Annotated in this window: 17 protein-coding genes and 1 pseudogene; 11 read left to right on the forward strand and 7 right to left on the reverse strand. The window is 74.9% G+C overall.

Features of this window, described 5'->3' with window-relative positions; translation table 11 throughout:
* Positions 1-187: 187 nt before the first annotated feature.
* Entirely contained in the window at positions 188-1,177 is a 990-nt protein-coding gene (locus tag F1D97_RS05090; RefSeq protein ID WP_236122686.1) for a sugar-binding transcriptional regulator, read from the forward strand.
* An 18-nt stretch (positions 1,178-1,195) separates the two neighbouring features.
* Here F1D97_RS05090 and F1D97_RS05095 read toward each other — a convergent pair whose 3' ends face one another.
* A complete protein-coding gene (locus tag F1D97_RS05095) occupies positions 1,196-2,296 on the reverse strand; it encodes a DNA glycosylase AlkZ-like family protein (protein ID WP_236122687.1) in 1,101 nt (366 codons plus the stop codon).
* Between the two features lie 61 nt (positions 2,297-2,357).
* Here F1D97_RS05095 and F1D97_RS05100 point away from each other — a divergent pair, with 61 nt between their 5' ends.
* The gene (locus F1D97_RS05100; RefSeq protein WP_236122689.1) at positions 2,358-2,879 is read left to right on the forward strand and encodes an amino-acid N-acetyltransferase; all 522 of its coding nucleotides are present in this window, start codon (positions 2,358-2,360) and stop codon (positions 2,877-2,879) included.
* 25 nt (positions 2,880-2,904) lie between these two features.
* On the opposite strand, the gene F1D97_RS05105 is transcribed toward F1D97_RS05100, so the two are convergent.
* Complete coding sequence (locus F1D97_RS05105) at positions 2,905-3,837, reverse strand: A/G-specific adenine glycosylase (protein ID WP_396022577.1); 933 nt, start codon at positions 3,835-3,837, stop codon at positions 2,905-2,907.
* Positions 3,838-3,978: 141 nt separating this feature from the next.
* Here F1D97_RS05105 and F1D97_RS05110 point away from each other — a divergent pair, with 141 nt between their 5' ends.
* Together F1D97_RS05110 and F1D97_RS05115 are read left to right on the forward strand one after the other, a co-directional pair.
* Positions 3,979-4,638 (forward strand): hypothetical protein, encoded by a 660-nt coding sequence (locus F1D97_RS05110; RefSeq protein WP_236122691.1) that lies wholly within the window; start codon positions 3,979-3,981, stop codon positions 4,636-4,638.
* 73 nt (positions 4,639-4,711) lie between these two features.
* Complete coding sequence (locus F1D97_RS05115) at positions 4,712-5,062, forward strand: hypothetical protein (protein ID WP_236122693.1); 351 nt, start codon at positions 4,712-4,714, stop codon at positions 5,060-5,062.
* Positions 5,063-5,144: 82 nt separating this feature from the next.
* On the opposite strand, the gene disA is transcribed toward F1D97_RS05115, so the two are convergent.
* Complete coding sequence (disA, locus tag F1D97_RS05120; RefSeq protein ID WP_236122700.1) at positions 5,145-6,221, reverse strand: DNA integrity scanning diadenylate cyclase DisA; 1,077 nt, start codon at positions 6,219-6,221, stop codon at positions 5,145-5,147.
* A 32-nt stretch (positions 6,222-6,253) separates the two neighbouring features.
* The gene (radA, locus tag F1D97_RS05125; protein WP_236122706.1) at positions 6,254-7,675 is read right to left on the reverse strand and encodes a DNA repair protein RadA; all 1,422 of its coding nucleotides are present in this window, start codon (positions 7,673-7,675) and stop codon (positions 6,254-6,256) included.
* A 148-nt stretch (positions 7,676-7,823) separates the two neighbouring features.
* Here radA and F1D97_RS05130 point away from each other — a divergent pair, with 148 nt between their 5' ends.
* The gene (locus F1D97_RS05130) at positions 7,824-8,840 is read left to right on the forward strand and encodes a hypothetical protein (RefSeq protein ID WP_236122707.1); all 1,017 of its coding nucleotides are present in this window, start codon (positions 7,824-7,826) and stop codon (positions 8,838-8,840) included.
* A gap of 45 nt (positions 8,841-8,885) precedes the next feature.
* On the opposite strand, the pseudogene F1D97_RS05135 reads toward F1D97_RS05130, so the two are convergent.
* Both F1D97_RS05135 and F1D97_RS05140 read right to left on the reverse strand, forming a co-directional pair.
* A pseudogene (locus F1D97_RS05135) lies at positions 8,886-9,182 on the reverse strand (winged helix-turn-helix domain-containing protein); the annotation flags it as partial.
* 311 nt (positions 9,183-9,493) lie between these two features.
* Positions 9,494-10,141 (reverse strand): TetR/AcrR family transcriptional regulator, encoded by a 648-nt coding sequence (locus tag F1D97_RS05140; RefSeq protein ID WP_236122709.1) that lies wholly within the window; start codon positions 10,139-10,141, stop codon positions 9,494-9,496.
* 102 nt (positions 10,142-10,243) lie between these two features.
* Between F1D97_RS05140 and F1D97_RS05145 the strand changes: the two genes are divergently transcribed.
* The 3 genes from F1D97_RS05145 (at position 10,244) to F1D97_RS05155 (ending at position 14,411) form a co-directional block, all read left to right on the forward strand.
* Positions 10,244-11,158, forward strand: coding sequence for a phosphatase PAP2 family protein (locus tag F1D97_RS05145; protein WP_236122713.1), 915 nt, complete (start codon positions 10,244-10,246; stop codon positions 11,156-11,158).
* A gap of 80 nt (positions 11,159-11,238) precedes the next feature.
* Positions 11,239-13,947, forward strand: a complete 2,709-nt coding sequence (topA, locus tag F1D97_RS05150) for a type I DNA topoisomerase (RefSeq protein ID WP_236122714.1) — start codon at positions 11,239-11,241, stop codon at positions 13,945-13,947.
* An 8-nt stretch (positions 13,948-13,955) separates the two neighbouring features.
* Entirely contained in the window at positions 13,956-14,411 is a 456-nt protein-coding gene (locus F1D97_RS05155) for a hypothetical protein (protein ID WP_236122715.1), read from the forward strand.
* Positions 14,412-14,465: 54 nt separating this feature from the next.
* On the opposite strand, the gene F1D97_RS05160 is transcribed toward F1D97_RS05155, so the two are convergent.
* Positions 14,466-18,203 carry a CIA30 family protein gene (locus tag F1D97_RS05160; RefSeq protein WP_236122722.1) on the reverse strand — a complete coding sequence of 1,246 codons (3,738 nt, stop codon included), beginning with the start codon at positions 18,201-18,203 and terminating at the stop codon, positions 14,466-14,468.
* A gap of 147 nt (positions 18,204-18,350) precedes the next feature.
* On the opposite strand from F1D97_RS05160, the gene F1D97_RS05165 reads away from it, so the two are divergent.
* The 3 genes from F1D97_RS05165 (at position 18,351) to F1D97_RS05175 (ending at position 21,297) form a co-directional block, all read left to right on the forward strand.
* Positions 18,351-19,355, forward strand: coding sequence for a Gfo/Idh/MocA family protein (locus F1D97_RS05165; protein ID WP_236122723.1), 1,005 nt, complete (start codon positions 18,351-18,353; stop codon positions 19,353-19,355).
* An 86-nt stretch (positions 19,356-19,441) separates the two neighbouring features.
* The gene (tmk, locus tag F1D97_RS05170; protein WP_236123492.1) at positions 19,442-20,164 is read left to right on the forward strand and encodes a dTMP kinase; all 723 of its coding nucleotides are present in this window, start codon (positions 19,442-19,444) and stop codon (positions 20,162-20,164) included.
* Positions 20,161-21,297 (forward strand): DNA polymerase III subunit delta', encoded by a 1,137-nt coding sequence (locus F1D97_RS05175; RefSeq protein ID WP_236122724.1) that lies wholly within the window; start codon positions 20,161-20,163, stop codon positions 21,295-21,297. The genes tmk and F1D97_RS05175 overlap by 4 nt, the downstream gene beginning before the upstream one ends.
* The last annotated feature ends 105 nt before the right edge of the window (positions 21,298-21,402 follow it).

Here is a 21,402-nt window from a genome sequence, read left to right on the forward strand (position 1 = left end):
CGACCTGCGGTGCCGGACCGTCCGCGCGAACCTGGTGCGCGGGGTCGGTGCACCTCCGGCCGGGACACGTGCATCCCTGTCGCCCGAACCGGCGGCGCTCGCTATGGTCATCACGAGAGGAACGGATGCGCAACCGGAGTGCACAAACGTGCAACGACGGGTCGCCCGACCGTCGTAGGGGGAAGCGATGGAGCTGGACCGCGAGCAGGACGTGCTACGCGCGGCGTCGATGTACTACCTCCAGGACCTCAAGATGGAGGTCATCGCGCGGCACCTCGGCACGTCCCGGTCCACGGTGTCCCGGCTCATCAAGCGCGCGCGGCAGACCGGACTCGTCGAGATCACGCTGCGCCCCGCGAGCACGCGCGCGCCCGGGCTCGGGCGGTCGCTCGCCGCCGCGTTCGGCATCGACGCGTACGTGGTCCCCGTGCCCGACTCGTCGTCCCACATCGAGCGTCTCGACCAGGTCTCCATGACCGCCGCCAAGCTCCTGACCTCGTGGTTCGACTCCGACATGGTGCTCGGCGTCGCGTGGGGCACCACGCTCGCGTCGGTGTCCCGCTACCTCGTCCCCAAGCCCACGCGCGGGTCCGCCGTCGTGCAGCTCAACGGCGCCGCGAACATGCGCACGTCGGGCGTCGACTACGCGAGCGACCTCATCTCGTCGTTCGGCACCGCGTTCGGGGCCGCCGTGCACCATTTCTCGGTCCCCGCGTTCTTCGACTTCTCCGACACCAAGGCCGCCATGTGGCGCGAACGCTCGGTGCGGCGCGTGCTCGACATGCAACGACGTGCGGACATCGCCGTGTTCTCGGTGGGGGCCGTCGCGGGTGCGGTGCCGTCGCACGTGTACTCCGCGGGGTACCTCGACGACGCCGACGTGCGCGTCCTGCACGACGAGGGCGTGGTCGGGGACGTGTGCACCGTCTTCCTGCGCGCCGACGGGTCCTGGGAGGACGTGCCGCTCAACGCGCGCGCGACCGGCCCCACGCCCACCGAGCTGCAGCGCCTGCCGCGGCGCGTGTGCGTCGTGGCCGGGGACAACAAGGTCGCGCCGCTGCTCGCGGCGCTGCGCGCGGGCGTCGTCACCGACCTCGTCGTCGACGAGATGACCGCGGGCGGCCTGCTCGACGCCGCCGAGCCGGCGCCGGTGCGCCGTACCCGGACGCGGGGGTAGGCGATCGCGGCCGCCTGGTCAGGGCGTCAGGTGCAGGGGAGCGCCGACGAGCGCGGCGAGACGCGCGACCTCGTCGGCCAGGGCCGGACGTGACGGGGCCGCGACGTCGTCGAGCAGGGTGACCGACACCTCGTCGCGCGAGCGACGCCACGTCCCGACGAGCGCGCCGCCCGCGACCACGAGGTCCGCGCCCCTGCTGACCGCGCCGCGCAGCGCGGGCGGCACCACGTGCGGGTCGGCCGTGCCCGGGCCCATGACCCACTGGTCGTAGCGCGGCAGCAGCCGCACGGCGTCCGTCGGCTCGGCCTCCCGAAGGTCGTCGACGTCCTCGCGCAGCGCCATGCGCCGCTCGCCCTCGACCGTCACGTGCGCGACCCGGTCGCCCAGCGCGTCGAGCCACGCGCCCACCCACGTCCGCCGCGCACCGAGGCCCTCGCCCAGCCAGTACGCGAGGTTCGCCTCCGACGCGGGTGCGTACGCGCGCAGGTACACCTCGACCGCCGCCGGACCCGCCTCGTCGAGGTCCGGCAGGCCGGGCCACAGCGGGTTCGTCGCGAGCGAGCGCAGCGTCGGCTGCCCGTCGCGCGGCTGCCCCAGGCACACGTCGCCGAGCCACGACAGCGGCTTGAGCAGCATCGACGCGGGGTCGGCGAGAGTCTCCGCGAGGTGCGCGAAGCGGGGGTCGGCCGCGACCGCCGTCGCGAGCTCGCGCTGCGTCACCGGGCCGTCGGCGGCCGCGGCCCGGACCGCCTCGCGCAGCGCCGGCCAGTCCTGCGGCGACAGGCCGTAGGTCGTCCGCCAGCCCGGACGCTCCCACATGCGGGACGCCGCCCGGATCGTCAGGTGCGCGGCCGCGGAGCCCGGCGTCATGAGGTGCACGGCACCGCGGAACGCGAACGCCGCGACGACCGTGCCCGCCTCGAGCGCCCGCGCCACGTCGCCCTCGTCGGACACGACGCACCGCGTCCGCACGCCCAGCTCCGCCGAGCGCGCGTCGAGCTGCGCCGCGACCGCCCCCAGCGCGGCGACCACCGCGGGCACCGACGCGCCGGCCACCGGGTCCAGCAGGTGCCGGCGCAGCCGCCAGGCCCGCACGCTCGCCCACGACAGGCCGTCCACGCGCCGAGGCTACGGCGGACCGTGCCGCCACGGCACCCGGAGCACGCCCTAGGTTGGACCCGTGAGCGCCGCACCCGTGCACGTCCGTCCAGCCCTGCCCGCCGACGTGCGTGCCATCCGCGAGCTCGTCCAGCCCTACGCCGACGAGCGGATCCTGCTCGCCAAGGAGTGGGTCGGCTACTACGAGGCCGTGCAGGAGTTCCTCGTCGCCGAGTCCGACGAGGAGGCGACCGCCGGGCAGGTCGTCGGGTGCGGTGCGCTGCACGTCATGTGGGAGCACCTCGCCGAGGTCCGCACGCTCGCCGTGGACCACTCCTTCCGCGGCCGGCGCGTGGGGCACACGCTGCTCACCGCGCTCATGGAGCGGGCGCGCGCGCTCGGGCTGCGGCACCTGTTCTGCCTCACGTTCGAGGTCGAGTTCTTCACGCAGCACGGGTTCCACGCGATCGAGGGGCAGGCCGTCGACGCCGAGGTCTACGCCGAGCTGCTGCGCTCGCACGACGACGGCGTCGCCGAGTTCCTCGACCTCGCGCGGGTCAAGCCCAACACGCTCGGCAACACGCGCATGCTCGTCGAGCTCTGAGGCCCCGAGCGCGCGGCCCCGACCGTCAGGCGGGCAGCGCGTAGGCCGGCGGCGCGTCGTCGCCCGCCGCGACCTCGACGACGAGCCCGTCCGCGAGCAGACCCGCGAGCGCCCGCGCGCGCTGCGGCGTCGCCGGCCACGCCTCGTCGAGCACCGGCTCCGGCACCGGGACGGGCGACTCGCGCAGCAGCGCCATGACCCGCCCGCGCACCTGCCGGTCCGTGCCGTGCCATGCCTGCGTGCGGCGCCGGTGCGCGTGCACGTCGCCCGGTCGTCCCGCGGCCACCCACGCGCACGACGAGACCAGCGGGCACGTCTCGCAGCGCGGCGAGCGCGCCGTGCACACCAGCGCCCCGAGCTCCATGCTGGCCGCCGCCCACCGCGCCGCGGTCGCGTCGTCGGCCGGGACCAGCGCGCGGGCGCGCTCGACCTCCGCGCGCGTCTGCGTCGGCGCGGGCAGCGCCTCGCCGTCCACCGCGCGCGCCAGCACCCGACGCACGTTCGTGTCGAGCACCACGGCCCGCCGCCCGAACGCGAACGCGCGCACCGCCGCCGCCGTGTACGCCCCGATGCCCGGCAGCGCGAGCAGCGCCTCCTCGTCGTCCGGCACCCGGCTGCCGTGCCGCTCGACGAGCACGCGCGCGCACTCCTGCAGCCGCAGCGCACGGCGCGGGTAGCCGAGCCGGTCCCACGCGCGCAGCACGTCCGCCGTCGGCGCGGCCGCCAGGTCCGCGGGCGTCGGCCACCGCGCCAGCCACGCCCGCCACGCCGGCTCCACCCGCACCACGGGCGTCTGCTGCAGCATCACCTCGCTCACCAGCACGCCCCACGGCGTGCGGTCCGGCGCGCGCCACGGCAGGTCCCGCGCGTGCTCGTCGAACCACGCGACGACGGTCCCGACGAGCGCTCGCGGTGCGGCGTCGACCGCCACCTGGGCGGGCGGGGGAGCAGGCGTCACGCGAGTCACCCCCGCATCCTGCCAAGTCCGATCGGCGGCACGCCGGACCGCGCGGTGCGCGCACCGGGGTGCGGCTCGTACCGTGGGCGCCGACGTCGTCGGGGCACCCGCGGCGCGCAGGGGACGACGAGGAGGCGGCACGTGGCAGAGCCGAGAGCGGGGCGGCCGCGCGCCACCGGCCCCCGGCCCGTGCTGCCGCGGCGCGTGTACGTCGTGCGACGGCTCGTCGCGCTCGCGGTCGTCGTCGCGCTCGTCGTCGTCGCCGTGCTCGTCGTGCGGCGGCTGACCGGGTCCGACGACGCGGCGCCCGCCACGCCCACCGCGACCGCGCACACCCCGAAGACCCCCGCGAGCACCGCCGCCGACGAGCCCACGCTGTCCGCCGTCGAGGAGGCCGCGCTCGCCGCCGGGGTCCCGGTGTGCACCGCCGACCACCTCGACGTCGAGTTCGACGCGACCAAGGACGCGTACGCGGGGACCGAGAAGCCCGCGTTCCGCATCACGTACACCAACACGGGCGACGAGCCGTGCCTCGCCGACGCGGGCGACGCGATGCGCCGGGTCACGGTGGTGTCCGGCGACGACACCGTGTGGGCGTCCTGGCACTGCCGGCGCGAGCCCGAGAGCCGCCCGCTCCTGCTCGGGCCCGACGAGCCCAGCGAGGAGACCTACCGGTGGCCGCGCGTGCGGTCGGACAAGGCCTGCAGCGCGGGCCAGCCCGCCCCGCGCGCCGGGACGTACACGGCGCGCCTGCTGATCGGCGAGGACGTCGCCGCCAAGGCGGTCTTCGAGCTGCGCTGACGTCCGGTACGGTTCGGTTCGCCCGGATCGCCCGGGCCGCACCACCCGAGCCGGACCGTCGCAGGGAGCACGCATGACGTGGCGTCAGTGGAGGTGGACCCTCCTGGTCCTCGTCGCGCTCGGGCTCCTGCTGCTCACGCCGCCGGGGTTCCGCACGGGCGACGGCGAGCGCGTCACGTGCCGGTCGCTCGGCTTCGAGCTGCTCGAGACGGTGCACGTCGACGGCAGCCCGGTCACCGACCGGGACGCCGCGTGCCAGGACGCCCGCCAGGACCGGCAGACGCTCGTCGTGGTCGTCCTCGCCGTGGTCCTCGGCGTGCTGGTCGTCCGGCGCGGCCGGCTCGGGTACGACGACCCGCCGGCGCCCGCCGGAACGCGCCGCGACGACGACGAGGTGCGCGCCGAGGCCCCTCCCGCGCCGTAGCCGCGGCATCCCGCGACCGGGCGACACCGCACCCGAGCCGCCCGGTATCCGACCGCGTGACGCACGGCCGCCGTGCCGTGCGTCAGACGTAGCGCTCGAGGATGCTCGACTCGGCGAGGCGCGACAGGCCTTCGCGCACCGCGCGGGCGCGCTGCTCGCCGACGCCGTCGACGGCCATGAGGTCGTCGATGCCCGCCGCGAGGAGCTTCTGCAGCCCGCCGAAGTGCGCGACGAGCCGGTCGACGATCGTGTTCGGCAGGCGCGGCACGCGCGACAGCAGCCGGTAGCCGCGTGGGCCGACCGCCGCGTCGAGCGCGTCGCCGCCGCCCGGCAGGCCCAGGACGCGCGCGATCCGCGCGATGTCGAGCAGCTCGGTCGAGTCGAGCACCGCGAGCGACTGCAGCACGGTGTCCAGGTCGTTGCGCGACGCGTCGAGGTAGTCGCGGATCACGAGCTCGCGGTCCGAGCCGATGGTCCCGACGAGCTCGTCGTGCTGCAGCGCGAGCAGGCGGCCGTCGGTGCCGAGCTCGACGACGTAGGACTCGATCTCGTCGGAGATGCGGCGCACCATCTCCAGGCGCTGCACGACCGCCGACACGTCCCGGACCGTCACCAGGTCCTCGATCTCGAGGGCCGACAGCGTGCCCGACACCTCGTCGAGGCGCGTCTTGTAGCGCTCGAGGGTGGCGAGCGCCTGGTTCGCGCGGGAGAGGATCGTGGTGGAGTCCTCGAGCACGTAGCGCTGGTTGCCGACGTACAGGGCGATGATCCGCATGGACGCGGACACCGAGATCACGGGCAGGCCGGTCTGCTTGGCGACGCGCTCCGCGGTGCGGTGCCGCGTGCCCGACTCGGACGTCTCGATCGTCACGTCCGGCAGCAGCTGCACCGCCGCGCGCAGGATCTTCGAGATGTCCCGGTCGACGACGACCGCGCCGTCCATCTTGCACAGCTCGCGCAGGCGCGTGGCCGAGAACTCGACGTCGAGGACGAACCCGCCCGAGCAGATGCTCTCGACCGTCTTGTCGAACCCGCAGACGATCAGTGCGCCCGTACGACCGCGCAGGATCCGCTCGAGACCGTCGCGCAGGGCGCTGCCGGGCGCGACCGCTGCGAGGGTCGAGCGCAGCAGGTCGTCGGGGGAGTGCGTGGCAGCCACGCGACTGATGGTAACGATGCCGCCCGGCACGCTCAGACAGCCCGGGCGGGCTCGGCGGGTGAAGCGGCCGTCATGACGAGCTGCACGGCGTGCGCCAGGTCGGTCGCGCCGAGCACGTGCACGCCCTCCGGCGGCACGAGGTCGTCCACCGACGAGGCAGGCACGAGCGCGCGTCGGAAGCCCAGGCGGGCGGCCTCCGCGAGGCGCCGACCGATGCCCGGGACCGCCCGGATCTCGCCCGCGAGCCCGACCTCGCCGAGCGCGACGAGCCCGCGCGGCAGCGCGACGTCCTCGCGCGAGCCGATCGCGGCGAGCGCGAGCGCGAGGTCCCCCGCGGGCTCGACGACGCGCGCGCCGCCGACCGTCGAGACGTACACGTCCTGGTCCGCGAGCCGCGCCCCGAGCCGCCGCTGCAGGACAGCGAGGACCATCGCGAGCCGCGCCGAGTCGATGCCGCTCGTGGTGCGCCGCGGGTTCGGTGCCGCCGACGGCGCGACGAGCGCCTGCACCTCGACCGCGAGCGGGCGGCGGCCCTCCAGCGTCACCGTCAGGCACGTGCCCGGCACCGCGTGCAGCGCCTGCGACACGAACAGCCCCGACGGGTCCGGCAGCCCGACGATCCCCGACTCCGACAGGTCGAAGCAGCCCACCTCGTCCGTGGGCCCGTACCGGTTCTTCGTCGCGCGCAGCAGCCGCAGCCGCGAGTGCCGGTCGCCCTCGAACTGGCACACCACGTCCACCAGGTGCTCGAGCGTGCGCGGGCCGGCCACCGACCCGTCCTTCGTCACGTGCCCGACGAGCACCACGGGCATGTCCCGCGACTTCGCGGCCTGGATGAGCGCCGAGCTGACCTCACGCACCTGCGCGACGCCGCCCGCCGAGCCCTCGACCTGAGCGGAGGCGATGGTCTGCACCGAGTCCAGCACGAGCAGGTCCGGGTCGGACTGCTCGACGTGGCCGAGCACGCTCGCGAGGTCCGTCTCGTCGGCCAGCAGCAGGTTCGGGTCGAGCGCCCGGATGCGGCCCGCGCGCAGCCGCACCTGCGCGGTCGACTCCTCGCCCGTCACGTACAGCACGCGGCGCCCGCCGCGCGCGGCCCGCGCCGCGACGTCCAGCAGCAGCGTCGACTTGCCCACGCCCGGCTCGCCCGCGAGCAGCACCACCGCACCGGGCACCAGGCCGCCGCCGAGCACGCGGTCCAGCTCGTCGACGCCCGTGGGGCGCGCCTGCGCGGTCTCGACCGGGATCTCGTCGATCGGCTTGGCCGGTCCGCGTGACGGGGGAGCGGCCGCCGTGCGCGGTGCGCCGCCGCCCGGGCCGGACTCCTCGACCACCGAGCCCCACGACTGGCACTCGCCGCACCGGCCGACCCACTTCGTCGTCGTCCACCCGCACTCGGTGCACCGGAACCCGGGGGACCGGGAAGCCGAGGACCGTCCGCTCTTCGTCGCCACGGCGCGCACGCTATCCGCCGCGTCCGACAACGGCGGCGACGGCGGCACCCGACGACACGGCCGCGTCCGCCCGGTGGGGGCGCGCGGTCCCTCGCCCGGGGCGCTGGGTAGGCTGCGCACGACCGTACGGAGCCGACGAGGGGGACCCATGAGCGACAGCGGTGCACCGCAGGACCCGACGCAGCCTGCGCCGGACCGGCGGCCCGCCCCGGGTGCCGACGCGCCGTACCAGCCGCGGGTCATGCCCGGCGGCGGCACCACGCCCCCGCCCGCGCAGCCCACGGTGACCCCGCGTGTGGGGGGCGGCGCGCACGCCGCGGCCGCCGGCCAGGGCTTCCCCGCGACGACCCCCGCCGAGCCGCACGCGCACCACGCCCCGGCGCACGCCGCGCCCGTCGGTGCCGGGGGTGGGCCGGTCGGCCCGCAGACGGCCGCGTCCGCCCCTGCGGGTGAGCCGCCCGCGGGCGACGACGCCGAGGGCAGCCGTCGCCCGAGGTGGCTGCTGCCCGTCGCGATCGGCGCGGGCGTGCTCGTCGTCGGTGGTGTGGTCACGGGCATCGTGCTCGCGGGCCGCGGCGACGACTCCGCGACCCCCGTCGAGGCGACGACGATCCGCCTGCCCTCCCCGACGCCCTCGGTCGAGCCCGTCGCGCGCGAGGCGGACACGCCGTTCGCCCAGGTGCTGCCCGCGTCGGTGCTGCAGTACGCGCTCGCGTCGTCGGGCGCCGACGACACGTGGACCGGCGCCGGCGCGCTCGAGGCGTACTCGGAGGAGTTCTCCGACGGCGGGACCGGCACGTTCACCGTGCAGTCCGGCCAGTGGGCGAGCAACGCCGAGGCCAAGGCGTTCGCCGAGACGCTCGCCGCCGAGCTGCCCACCGACACCGCGCAGGGCGCCGGCACCGAGGACCGGGTGGACGCACAGGCGGAGGCGACCGACGGTGCGTCGCTGCCCGGCAAGTCCGCTCCCGCGAAGCCGTCCGACGACGCGCTGCCGCAGTCGGGCACGGTCCGCGTGGGCGACGACGCGATCGTCGGCACGTTCACCGCGGCCGACCTCGGCGACGGCACGGGTGTGGTGGTCTGGTACAACCGCACGGCCGTGTTCCGCGCGGAGGGTCCCGTCGCCGACGTCCTGGACTTCTACCGGGCCTTCCCGGTCTGACGCGTCCGGCCCGCGGCTGCGGTCACGGCGCCGGGGACGTGCCGGTCAGAGGGCCGGGCGCAGCACGTAGCCGATGCCGCGCTGCGTGTGCAGCATCGGCTCGCGCCCGCGGTCGATCTTGCGCCGCAGGTAGCTGACGTACAGCTCGACGACCCCGTCGGCACCGCCGCGGTCGTCGCGCCACACGCGGTCCAGGATCATCCGCTTGGACAGCACGCGGCGCGGGTTGCGCATGAAGTAGGTGAGCAGGGCGCGCTCGGTGGGCGTGAGGTGGATGGGCTCGCCGGCGCGCGTGACCTCACCGCTGAGCTCGTCGAGCTCGAGGTCGCCGACGACGAGCGTGCGCTGGTCCGTCGTGGTCGCTGTCATGGGTCCACCGTGACGAGACCCCCTGGACCCCGCCTGGACCCATCCTGTGAGATCCCTGAGAATGGACAACCCACCCGATCCGCGCGGGACGGTCCCCAGCCCGGACGCTCCCCGCCCCGGAGCTCACCCCCCGCCGACCCCGCGGTCGCTCCGGCTCCGACCGGGCTTACCCGGAGCGATGGCGGGGTCGCGCCCAGCTCGTCCGCCGATCCCGTGGTCGCTCCGGCTCCGGGGGGCGAGAGCCGGAGCGGTGGCGGGGTCGTGGGGAGGGGGCTCGTCGGGGGTCAGGCGAGGTGGGGGATGGTCGCCGACGGGCACGTGGAGCGGAGGACGGCCTCGATGCCGACGCGCGTGGCCTCCGCCAGGTCGACCGCGTCGGCGTCCAGGAGCCACTGGACCTGCAACCCGTCCATCAGCGCGATGACCGCGCTCGCGGCGCGCAGCGCGTCCTCGTCGGACACGTCCGGCCCGCCGACCTCGCGCACGGCCGCCGCGACGTCGGCGCGCAGCGACGTGAACCGCTCCGTGACCCAGCCGCGCGCCGGGTGGTCCTCGGTCACGGACTCGCCGACCAGCACGGTGTAGCCCTGCACGATGCCGCGGCGCTCGGCGTTCGCGCGCGCGGTGCGCACCAGGTGGTGGAACAGCTCGATCCCACCGGGGATGTGCTGCCCCTCGAGGTCGGCGACGCCCTGCTCGTCGCGCAGCTGCAGCACCTCGACGAGCAGCTGCTCCTTGGTGCCGAAGTGGTGCAGCACGCCGGCGTGCGTGATGCCGACCTGCTCGGCGACGTCCGCGAGCGACCCGGTCCGGTACCCCTTGGTGCCGAACGTCCGGGCCGCCGCGCGCACGATCTGCGCGCGCCGCGCCTCGGTCGCCTCGCGCCGCGAACGCCGTACCTGCGGCGCGGGGGCCGCCGCCTCGTCGTCCATGTCCGCCACCCTAGGCGGTCGCGTGCGCGGTCCGTGCGCGCGCCGTGGCCAGGTGGTGGAGGGCTCGTCGCCTCGTGCGCGCCGTGGCCTAGCGTGGACGGCGTGACGACCACGACGACCCCGACGACCCCCGTGCGCACGCGGCGCGCGGTGGTCGTCTCGGCGTGCCTGGCGGTCACGGTCGCGAGCCTCGCGGGCGTGCTCGGGCTGTGGGCGGTGTTCGTCGCGACGCGACGGGGCCAGCTCGTCGACGCCGCGGCCGTCGAGGGTGCCGTGTACGGGCAGACCGAGCTGTGGCGGATGGCCGAGCGCGTGCTCGACGTCGTCTCGGTCTCGGCGATCGCGGTCGTGCTGGTCGTCGCGATGGGCATCGCGGTGGTGCGCCGGCGGTGGGAGCTCGCGGTGCAGGTCGCGGTGGTCATGGTCGGCGCGAACCTCACGACGCAGGTGCTGAAGTACCTGGTGCTGCCGCGCCCGGACCACGGCGTGGCCGTGGGCAACCACGAGAACACGCTGCCCAGCGGCCACACGACGGCGGCCACGAGCATCGCGGTCGTGCTGCTGCTCGTCGTGCCCGCGCGGATGCGCCCGCTGGTCGCGGTGGTCGGCGCGGCGTACGCGGCGGCGACGGGGGTGTCCACGCTCGTCGGGCAGTGGCACCGGCCCTCGGACGTGCTGGCGGCCGTGCTCGTCGTGCTCGCGTGGACGGCGGCGACGTGCGCGCTGACGGCGCTGTGGCCCGCGCGGCTCGCGGAGGACGCCGCGGAGGGCCCGCCGCCCTCACGGCGGCTGCAGCGCGGCATGCTGGTCGTGCTGTGGACGCTCGCCGTGCTGGCGGGCGCCGCGGCCGTCGGCGCGCTGTCGCGGACGTGGCAGGCGGTCCCCGTGGACGCCCGCACGGACCTGCTGTGGGCGTACGGCGGGGGCGTCCTCGGCACCGTCGCGGCCTGCGCCGCGGCGTTCGCGACGGCGCTCGCGCTGCGGGACGCGGCGGGCCGCCGGTTGCGAAGCGCTTGACGGGTCGTCGTAGAGTCCCCAGACGAACGGGCCACGCGAGGCACTCAGCCCCACGGGCCGCATGACAGGAAGAGGCACGCATGTCGGCAGGGCGCAAGCTCGTCATCGTCGAGTCGCCCGCCAAGGCCCGCACCATCGCGGGGTACCTGGGCGACGACTTCGACGTCGAGGCGAGCGTCGGGCACATCCGTGACCTGCCGCAGCCGTCGGAGCTGCCGGCCGAGATGAAGAAGGGCCCGTTCGGCAAGTTCGCGGTCGACGTCGACAACGGCTTCCAGCCGTACTACGTGGTCGACTCCGACAAGAAGAAGAAGGTCGCGGAGCTGAAGAAGCTCCTCAAGGCGTCCGACGAGCTCTACCTCGCCACCGATGAGGACCGCGAGGGCGAGGCGATCGCGTGGCACCTGCTGGCCGAGCTCAAGCCCAAGGTGCCGGTCAAGCGCATGGTGTTCCACGAGATCACGCGCGAGGCGATCACCCGGGCCCTGGAGAACACGCGCGAGCTCGACGACCGCCTGGTCGACGCGCAGGAGACCCGCCGCATCCTGGACCGCCTGTACGGCTACGAGGTGTCCCCGGTGCTGTGGCGCAAGGTCCGCCAGGGCCTGTCCGCGGGCCGCGTGCAGTCGGTCGCGACGCGCCTCGTCGTCGAGCGTGAGCGCGAGCGCATGGCGTTCGTGCCGGCGGACTACTGGGACCTCACGGGCACGTTCACGGTGGCCGACGACGACGAGCCCGCGTTCTCCGCGCGGCTGACGGCGCTGGACGGTGCGCGCGTCGCGTCGGGCCGTGACTTCACGGACCGCGGCGTGCTGAAGACCGACGCGGTGCAGCTCGACGAGGCCGCGGCCACGTCGCTCGTGACCGCGCTCGACGGCGCGGCGTTCGAGGTCCGCAGCCTCGAGACGAAGCCGTACACGCGCCGCCCGGCCGCGCCGTTCACCACGTCCACGCTGCAGCAGGAGGCGTCGCGCAAGCTGCGCATGTCCTCGCGGCAGACCATGCGCACCGCGCAGACGCTGTACGAGAACGGCTACATCACGTACATGCGTACCGACTCGCCGGTCCTGTCGACGCAGGCGATCGACGCCGCGCGCCGCCAGGCCGCCGAGCTGTACGGCGCCGAGTACGTGCCGGACGCCCCGCGCGTCTACACGTCCAAGTCGAAGGGCGCGCAGGAGGCGCACGAGGCGATCCGCCCCGCGGGCGACCACTTCCGCACGCCGGCGCAGGTCGCGCGCGAGCTGTCGGGCGACCAGTTCAAGCTGTACGAGCTGATCTGGAAGCGCACGGTCGCCTCGCAGATGGCCGACGCGCGCGGCCAGACCGCGTCCGTGAAGCTCGGCGCGGTCGCGTCCGACGGCCGGGACGCGGTGTTCTCCGCGTCCGGCACGGTCATCACGTTCCGCGGGTTCCTCGCGGCGTACGAGGAGGGCCGCGACGTCTCGCGGTACGACGACGACGCCGCGCCGGCCGACGAGAAGGACGCGCGCCTGCCGAAGATGGCCGAGGGCGACCCGCTCACGGGCCGCGACCTCACCGCCGACGGGCACCGCACGTCCCCGCCGCCGCGCTACACCGAGGCGTCGCTCGTCAAGGCGCTCGAGGAGCGCGGCATCGGCCGCCCGTCGACGTACGCCGCGACGATCTCGACGATCCTCGACCGCGGGTACGTCACGAGCCGCGGGCAGGCGCTCGTGCCGTCGTGGCTCGCGTTCGCGGTGACGCGCCTGCTCGAGGAGAACTTCGACCGGCTCGTCGACTACGACTTCACCGCCTCGATGGAGGAGGACCTCGACGCGATCGCGTCCGGCGAGAAGGACCGCGTCGCGTGGCTGACGCACTTCTACTTCGGCGACGACGCGCACGAGGGCGACGGCCTGCGCGGGCTCGTGGCGAACCTCGGCGACATCGACGCGCGCGAGGTGAACTCGATCGAGATCGGCGAGGGCATCACGCTTCGCGTGGGGCGCTACGGGCCGTACCTCGAGGACCCGTCCGTGCTCGGCGAGGACGGCAACCCGCGCCGCGCGTCGGTGCCTGAGGACCTCGCGCCCGACGAGCTGACCGTCGAGCGGGCGCGCGAGCTCCTGGAGAGCGAGCCCGAGGGCGACAAGGTGCTCGGCACCGACCCCACCACGGGCACGACGATCGTCGCGAAGAACGGCCGCTACGGCCCGTACGTCACCGAGGTGCTGCCCGAGCCCGAGCTCGACCCGGGCCTGTCCGCAGCGGCCCGCAAGAGGGCCCTGGCCGCCGCGCCGAAGCCGCGCACCGCGTCGCTGTTCAAGTCGATGTCGCTCGACACCGTGACGATCGACGACGCGCTCAAGCTGCTGTCGCTGCCGCGCGTCGTGGGTGTCGACCCCGAGTCGGGCGCCGAGATCACCGCGCAGAACGGCCGCTACGGCCCGTACCTGAAGAAGGGCACGGACTCGCGCACGCTGGCGTCGGAGGACGCGCTGTTCACGACGACGCTCGAGGAGGCGCTCGCGATCTACGCGCAGCCCAAGCGCGGCCGCGGCGCGACCGCGACCCCGCCGCTGCGCGAGCTCGGCGACGACCCGACCTCGGGCAAGCCGATCGTCGTGAAGGACGGCCGGTTCGGGCTGTACGTGACAGACGGCGTGACCAACCGGACGCTGCCGAAGGACGTGACCGCGGAGTCGATCACGCCCGAGCAGGCGATCCAGCTGCTCGCCGACAAGCGCGCCTCGGCACCCGCGAAGAAGAAGGCCCCGGCGCGTCGCACGACGACGACGCGCAAGAAGGCCCCGTCGAAGTCCTGACCCGACCCGTGACGCGCAGCGCGCCGCCCGCCCCGGACCAGGCCCGGCTCGCGCGTGCCCGCAGGTTCGCGATGGTCGTGCTCGCGGTCGTCGCGGCGTGGGCCGCGTGGTTCGCGGGGAGCACGGCGGACGGCAGCGACGCGCTGCGTGCCGTGGCGCTCGCGGCGGGCGTGCTGCTGGTCGTGGCGCTCGTCGTCGTGCTGCTCGACGTGCGGCGGCTCCCGGAGCGGGGGCAGGGCGGGGCGGCGGCGCTCGTCGCCTCGGGCGTCGCGGCGGCCGCGACCGTGGGTGCTGTCGTGGTCGCGACGACCTCCGCCACGTCCGCGCGCCTGGGGGCCGAGGTCGGCGCGGCGGTCGTGCTGGCCGCACTGGGGTCGGTGGTCGTTCTCCTCGGCGTCTCGGCCTGGTACTCGGCCCGGACGGTGCGCCGCGCCCGGCGGCTGACGCACGCGTCGACAGCATGACGACGCCCCGCCGGCAGCCCATCCGGCGGGGCGTCGTCGTCCGTGGGGGTCCGGTCAGCGGACCCGCAGCGTGGCGACCGCGGAGGTCACCGAGCCCTTCGCGTTGCTCACCGTGACCCGGTAGCGCGTCCCGGACTCCTTGACCGACCGCGGCTTCACCGTGAGGCTCGCCGAGGTCGCGCCGGTGACCTTGACCCACCGCGAGCTGCCGGGCGCCTTGCGGTACCACTGGTACGTCGGCGCGGGGTACGCGGTCGCGGTGACGCGGAACGTCGCGGCGCGGTAGCGGGCCACGGTGAGCGACCTCGGCTGCTCCGTGATGCGCGGCTTCGTCTTCGTGACCGTGATCGCGGCGCCGGCCGAGGTGGCCGTACCGACGGCGTTGGTGAACACCGCGCGCACCTGGCCGCCGTCGTGCGCCTTGGCGAGCCGCAGCGTGAGGGTCGTCGACGTGGCGCCGCTGATCGGGCGCCACGATCGCGCGCCCTTGCTGCGGAACTGCCACTGCACCGTGGGTGCCGGCAGGCCGGAGGCCTCGGCCGTGACCGTCACGGTCGTGCCGATCGTGCCCGTGACGGCCTTGGGCTGGGTCGTCACCGCGGGCGCGACCTCGGTGGGCTCCTGCGGGAAGTCGCCGACCTCGAGGTCGTCGAGGTAGAACGAGCCGGTGGTCGGCAGCGCGGGGTCGGCCTGCGTCGCCATGAGGATGACCTCGTTGACCTTGGCGAGCTGCGCGCGCGTCGGCCTGGTCGTCGCCTCGATGCCGGACGGCCACGTGACGACCGCGTCCGCGAACGCCGCGCGCACCGTGCGCGCGGAGCCGGTCAGCGGCACGGGCAGGTCCCAGTACCAGTCGTCGCCCGTGCCGTCGGCCGAGACGGTCCGGAACCGCAGCGACAGCGACTGGCCCGAGCCGTTCGGGTCGACCCACGCGGAGATGCCGTCGAGGCCCGCCCACGAGTGCCCGCCGAGCCAGCGCGACTCCTGCAGGTACGTCGTCGTCGAGAAGTCGTAGACGAACTCGGCGGCCTTCGAGCCGTTCGCGCCCTTCCCGGCGGCCAGCGCGAGCTGCCAGCCGTCGCCCCACTCCTGCTCGGCGATGTTGTTCCACGCGGCCCGCAGGTCCGTGGTGGTGCCGTACTGGTCGAACGTGTCGAGCACCTCGGGCGTGCCGTCCGGGACCTCGGGCTCGGCGTCGCCGCCGACCACGCGGATCTCGTCGACGCCGAACGTGCCGGACCCGCTCTGGGAGCTCGACGCGAGCACGAGCTCGTCGACCACACCCAGCGCGTCGTCGGAGAGGGGCTCCGTGAGGTCCTCGGGCCACGACGGCGCGAACGACGAGAACGGGATCTCGACGACGTGCCACGCGGTGTCCGTCAGCGGCACCTGCGCGAGGTAGTACTTCCCGCCGCCCAGGCCGAGCTGGATCGCGAGCTGGTTGCCCGTGCCGTCGCCCCTGACCCGCAGCGACAGCGCGTCCCGGCCGGACCAGTCCTGCCCGCCGAGCCAGCGCGCGACGTCCTGCCAGCCGCCGTTCGCGTTGTCGTACGTGAAAGCGAGCGCCTGCGCGCCCTGGCCCGCGTCGGTGGACAGCGCGATCAGGTCGGTCTTGGCGCGGTTGCCCCACGCGGCGTCGAACGCGGCCTCGTCGGCGTAGGACTCGAAGTCGTCCACGAGGATCGGCTCGGCCGACGGCTCGGGGTCGACGTACTCGCCCTCGCCCGACGCCGTGATGTCGTCGAGCAGGATCGAGCCCGTCAGCGGCGCGTCGCCGCCCGCGTCGTTCATGTACACGAAGAACTGGCTCACCTTCGCCAGGCGCTCCCACGTGAGCGTCTCGCCGAGGTTCGCGGTGTCCCACGGCGCCACGGTGAACTCGGTCCACGGGATCGAGGCGACGAACGGCTCGTCGCCCGCGAGCGACGGGTACGCCTCGAACGTCACGCCACCCGCCTGGACCTGCACGACGAGCTTGTGGCCGGAGGCGTCCGGGTCGACCCACAGGTCGAGCCGCCCGAAGCCGGACCAGTTCTGCGTCGGCGCGTACGACTTGCCGAAGCCCAGGTAGCCCGTGCGCGAGTCGGGGAAGTCGTAGGACAGGCGCACCGCGTTGCCGTCGCCGTGCTCGGCGAGCGTGATGGCCGACGAGGTCGCGTTGGCGGTCGTGTACGCCGCGCGCAGCGCGACGTCGTCGCCGTAGCCCTCGAAGTCGTCGACCGTGCCGACGGGCAGCACCGGAGCCGAGCCGAGGATGAGCGAGACGTCGGCCGACAGGTCGTGCCCGCCGCCGGTCGCGGTGACCCCGGCCGCGACGGTGCGGTTGGTCAGCGCGTCCTCGCCGACCTCCCACGTGCCGGACCAGTAGCCCTCGTCGTCCTGCGTGAGCGTCAGTGGCTCGTAGCCCGCGGCCGTGAACGTCACGGTGTCGACGCCGGGTGCGGCGGTGACCTTGGCGCGCACGGTCGTCGTCGCGGTGGTGACGCGCGTGCCGTCCGCCGGCGTGACGAGCCGCAGCGCGGGCTCCTGCGCGCCGGGCGTGGCCGGCAGCGTGTACGGGTCGCCCGTCTGGCTCGCGAACACCGACGCCTCGTCGTCGTACAGGGCCTGGAAGTCCGCGGCCATCTCGTGGCCCGCGTACGGGACGTAGATCTGGCCCGAGCCGAAGTTGGCCCACGTGAGCATCCACGCGACCCGGCTCGCCTTCTCGCTGGCGCTCAGCCCGTCGAGCAGCTCGGTGAAGTAGTGCAGCGACTTGTTGCCGCTGGGCTTGATGGTCCGGTCGCCGTTGCGGCCGAACTCGGTGAACGCCGGGACCTTGCCGCGCTCGGCCGCGAGGTCGACGACCATCTCGAGGTCGTCGACGACCGCCGCGACCCACGCGGTCGAGTCCTCGGCCGCGTCCGAGTTCTCGTAGTTGTCGTACCCGAGCACGTCGACCCACTGGTCGCCGGGGTACGTCTCCAGGTAGCGCGCGGCGTCGCCGTCGAACGTGCCGTTGGGGGAGAACGAGTACAGCAGGTTGTGCACGCCCTTGACGTCCCGCAGGTACTCGACCGTGTACCGGAAGATCTCCTTGTACTCGCCGACGGTCGCGTGCGCGGCGCCCCACCAGAACCACGAGCCCGTGTTCTCGTGGAACGGCCGGAAGACGATCGGAACGAGCGAGCCGTCGCCGCGCTCCGCGCTCTGCGCCGCGAGCGCCACCAGGTCGAGGTAGTCGCGGTACTCGGCGTTGGTGTCGCCGCCGGGCAGGATGTGGCTGACGACGCGGCCCTCGGTGTCGTAGAACGAGCCGCCCGTGACGAAGTTCGGCATGTGCGCCGAGAGGGTGACGAGCGCGCCCAGGTCGTCGGCGCGGACCATCTCCGCGGCGAGCGCGAGCGCGTTCTCCTCGTCGGTGGCGCCGTGCGAGCCCGGCTTCTCGTCGCCCTTGAGCGCGAGCGTGTCGAACCCGAAGATGCCGGGCAGGTCGCCCGTGACGTCGTGCACGTCGGACTTCAGCGGCTTGCCGTCGGGGCCCGTGACCGACGACGAGACGGCCTCGTCGGTCGCGTGCTGCTGGCCGAACAGGATGCCGCCGGACTCCTGGTCCCGCAGGTAGCGGAACAGCGAGCGGGTCGCGTCGGTCGCGTCGGTGTCGACGATCGCGACGGTGCCCGCGTCGGGGTCGGCCTCGTCGTCGGCGAGCGCCGGCCCGGACAGCGCGGCGAGGCCGGTGAGGCTCAGGGCCGCGGCGGCGACGAACGCGACCGTCCGACGTCCGGGGCGACGGCGTGCGGGAGTGGTCATGGGGCTCTCCGTTGAACGACCCGGCGTGCCGCGCTGGGCGACCGCTCGGCCCTCCGTCGGGCCGATGGCGACCGAGACTAATTAAGGCAGCCGAACAAAGAAAGAGGTCAGGGTCGACCAAATCGGTCCACACGCTAGGTTGGCGCCATGGCTCGCACACCCGACCCCCGCACCGCCCCGCCCGTCCGCTGGGGCATCCTCGGCGCCGGTCGCATCGCCGGGACGTTCGCCGACGCCGTCGCCAGCCACACCCGCGCGCAGGTCGTCGCCGTCGGCTCGCGGCACCGCGACCGTGCCGAGCGGTTCGCCACCGCGCACGCCATCCCCACCACGCACCTCGGCTACGACGCGCTCGTCGAGGACCCGCAGGTCGACGTCGTCTACGTCGCCACGCCCCACTCCGAGCACCTCGAGCACGCGCTGCTCGCCATCCGCGCGGGCAAGCACGTCCTCGTCGAGAAGGCGTTCACGCGCAACGCCGACGAGGCGCAGCAGGTCTTCGACGCCGCCCGCGACGCGGGCGTGTTCGTCATGGAAGCCATGTGGACGCGGTTCCTGCCGCACGTCGACGCGCTGCACCAGGTCGTCGACGCCGGCGAGATCGGCGACATCGTCAACGTCAGCGCCGACCACGGCCAGCTCATGGCGTTCGACCCCGCCTCGCGCCTGTACGCGCCCGAGCTCGCGGGCGGCGCGCTGCTCGACCTCGGCGTCTACCCCGTCTCGTTCGCGCACGACCTGCTCGGCGTCCCCGACTCGGTGCACGCCGTCGGGCAGCTCACCTCGACCGGCGTCGACGGGCACGTCTCGATCGTGCTCGGCCACGGCGAGCGCGCGCAGGCCACGCTCTCGACCACGCTGTGGGCTCGCACGCCCACCGTCGCGCTCGTCTCCGGCACCGAGGGGTACATCGAGGTCGCCGGGCCGTTCTACGGGCCCTCGTCGTTCCGCGTCACCCGCAACGACGGACGCGTGTGGACGTTCGAGCAGCCCGGCACCAAGGGCCTGCAGTACGAGGCCGCCGAGGTCGCGCGGCGCATCGCCGACGGCGAGACGCAGAGCCCGCGGATGTCCTGGCAGCACACCGTCGAGGTGCTGCGCACGCTCGACGAGGTCCGCCGGCAGATCGGGCTGACGTACCCGGGGGAGTGATGCCCCGGGCGCGCTCGTGGGGGGCGGGGGTTGTGGGCGCGGGCGGCTAGCCTGACGCCGTGACATCGCCCGCCGGTCCGACGAGCCTGCCCGCACCACCCCAGGGGTCGGGCGCGGCGCTGCCCGGCGTGTTCGTGTCCCTCGAGGGCGGCGACGGCGCGGGCAAGTCCACCCAGGCGCGGCTGCTCGGGGACTGGGCGCGCGCGCTCGGCCGCGAGGTCGTGCTCACCCGCGAGCCCGGCGGCACCGAGCTCGGCCGCCTCCTGCGCGACGCCGTGCTGCACGGCGACCACGTCGACGCGCGCACCGAGGCACTGCTGTACGCGACCGACCGTGCGCACCACGTCGCGTCGCTCGTGCGGCCCGCGCTCGCACGCGGCGCGCTCGTCGTCACCGACCGGTACCTCGACTCGTCCGTCGCCTACCAGGGCCACGGCCGGGACCTCGGCGCCGACGAGGTCGAGCGGCTCTCGCTGTGGGCGACCGGCGGGCTGCTGCCCGCCGTGACCGTGCTGCTCGACGTCGACCCCGTGCTCGGGCGCTCGCGGCTCACCGGCAGCCCCGACCGGCTCGAGCGTGCCGGGGACGAGTTCCACCGGCGCACCCGCGAGGCGTTCCTCGAGCGCGCCGCGGCTCACCCGGACCGGTTCCTCGTGCTCGACGCGACCGCCGCGCCCGACGAGATCGCGCGCGCGGTCCGCGAGCGGGTCGCGCCGCTGCTGGGCGTCACGGGCGACGCCTCGTCGGACGCGGCCTCGTCGGACGCGGCCTCGTCGGGCGGCGCGCGCGTGGTGGGGAGCGGCGCGTGAGCGTCTGGGAGGGCCTCGTCGGGCAGGAGCCCGCGATCACCGAGCTGCAGCGCGCGGTCGTCGACCCGCAGTCCATGACGCACGCGTGGCTGTTCACCGGCCCGCCCGGCTCGGGCCGCTCCAACCTCGCGCGCGCGTTCGCCGCCGCGCTGCAGTGCACCGAGGGCGGCTGCGGGCACTGCCACGCGTGCACCACGGTCATGGCCGGCACGCACCCCGACGTGAAGGTCGTCGCGACCGAGGGCGTCAACATCCTCATCGACGCGGTGCGCCCGCTCGTCGAGCTCGCGCAGCGCTCGCCCGCCGAGGGGCGGTGGCGCGTGATCCTCGTCGAGGACGCCGACCGGCTCGTCGAGAAGACGTCCAACGTGCTGCTCAAGGCGCTCGAGGAGCCCGCGCCGCGGACCGTGTGGATGCTGTGCGCGCCGAGCCCGCAGGACGTGCTCGTGACGCTGCGCTCGCGCTCGCGTGCGGTCGCGCTGCGCGTGCCGCCCGTCGAGGCCGTCGTCGACCTGCTCGTCCGGCGTGACGGGATCGACGCGCAGGTCGCCGAGGTCGCCGCGCGCGCGGCGCAGAGCCACGTCGGCATCGCGCGCCGGCTCGCACGCGACCCCGAGGCGCGTCGCCGTCGGGCCGAGGTGCTGCAGATCGCCGCGCGCATCCGCGGGGTCGGGGACGCGGTGCTCGCCGCGGGCGACCTCGTCGCGACCGCGCAGGCCGACGCGAAGGCCGCGACCGAGGAGCGCGACGCGACCGAGCGGGCCGCGCTGCTGCGGACCCTCGGCGCCGAGGGCGCCGCGACGCTCCCGCCGGCCGTGCGCGGCCAGGTGCGTCAGCTCGAGGAGGACCAGAAGCGCCGCGCCACGCGCGCGCAGCGCGACGTGCTCGACCGCGCGATGCTCGACCTGCTGTCGCTGTACCGCGACGTGCTCGTCGTGCAGCTCGGCGCCGACGTGTCGCTGGTCAACCTCGACCACGACGAGACCGTGCGCGAGCTCGCCGCGTCGTCCACGCCCGAGCAGACCCTGCGCCGCATGGACGCGATCAGCACGGCGCGCACGCGCCTCGAGGGCAACGTCGCCCCGCTCCTGGCCGTCGAGGCCATGGCGGTCGCCCTCCGCCCCCAGGCCTGACCCGCCCGGCCCCGCCCGTCCGTCGCCGCTCGGTCGTGGGTCCGTCGTGAAGTCGTGCGTCTCTCGCTGACTCGTGCGTTTGTCTGCACGAACTGGCGAGCAACG

It is taken from the genome of Cellulomonas palmilytica, from assembly GCF_021590045.1.
Classification (GTDB): Bacteria; Actinomycetota; Actinomycetes; order Actinomycetales; family Cellulomonadaceae; genus Cellulomonas; species Cellulomonas palmilytica.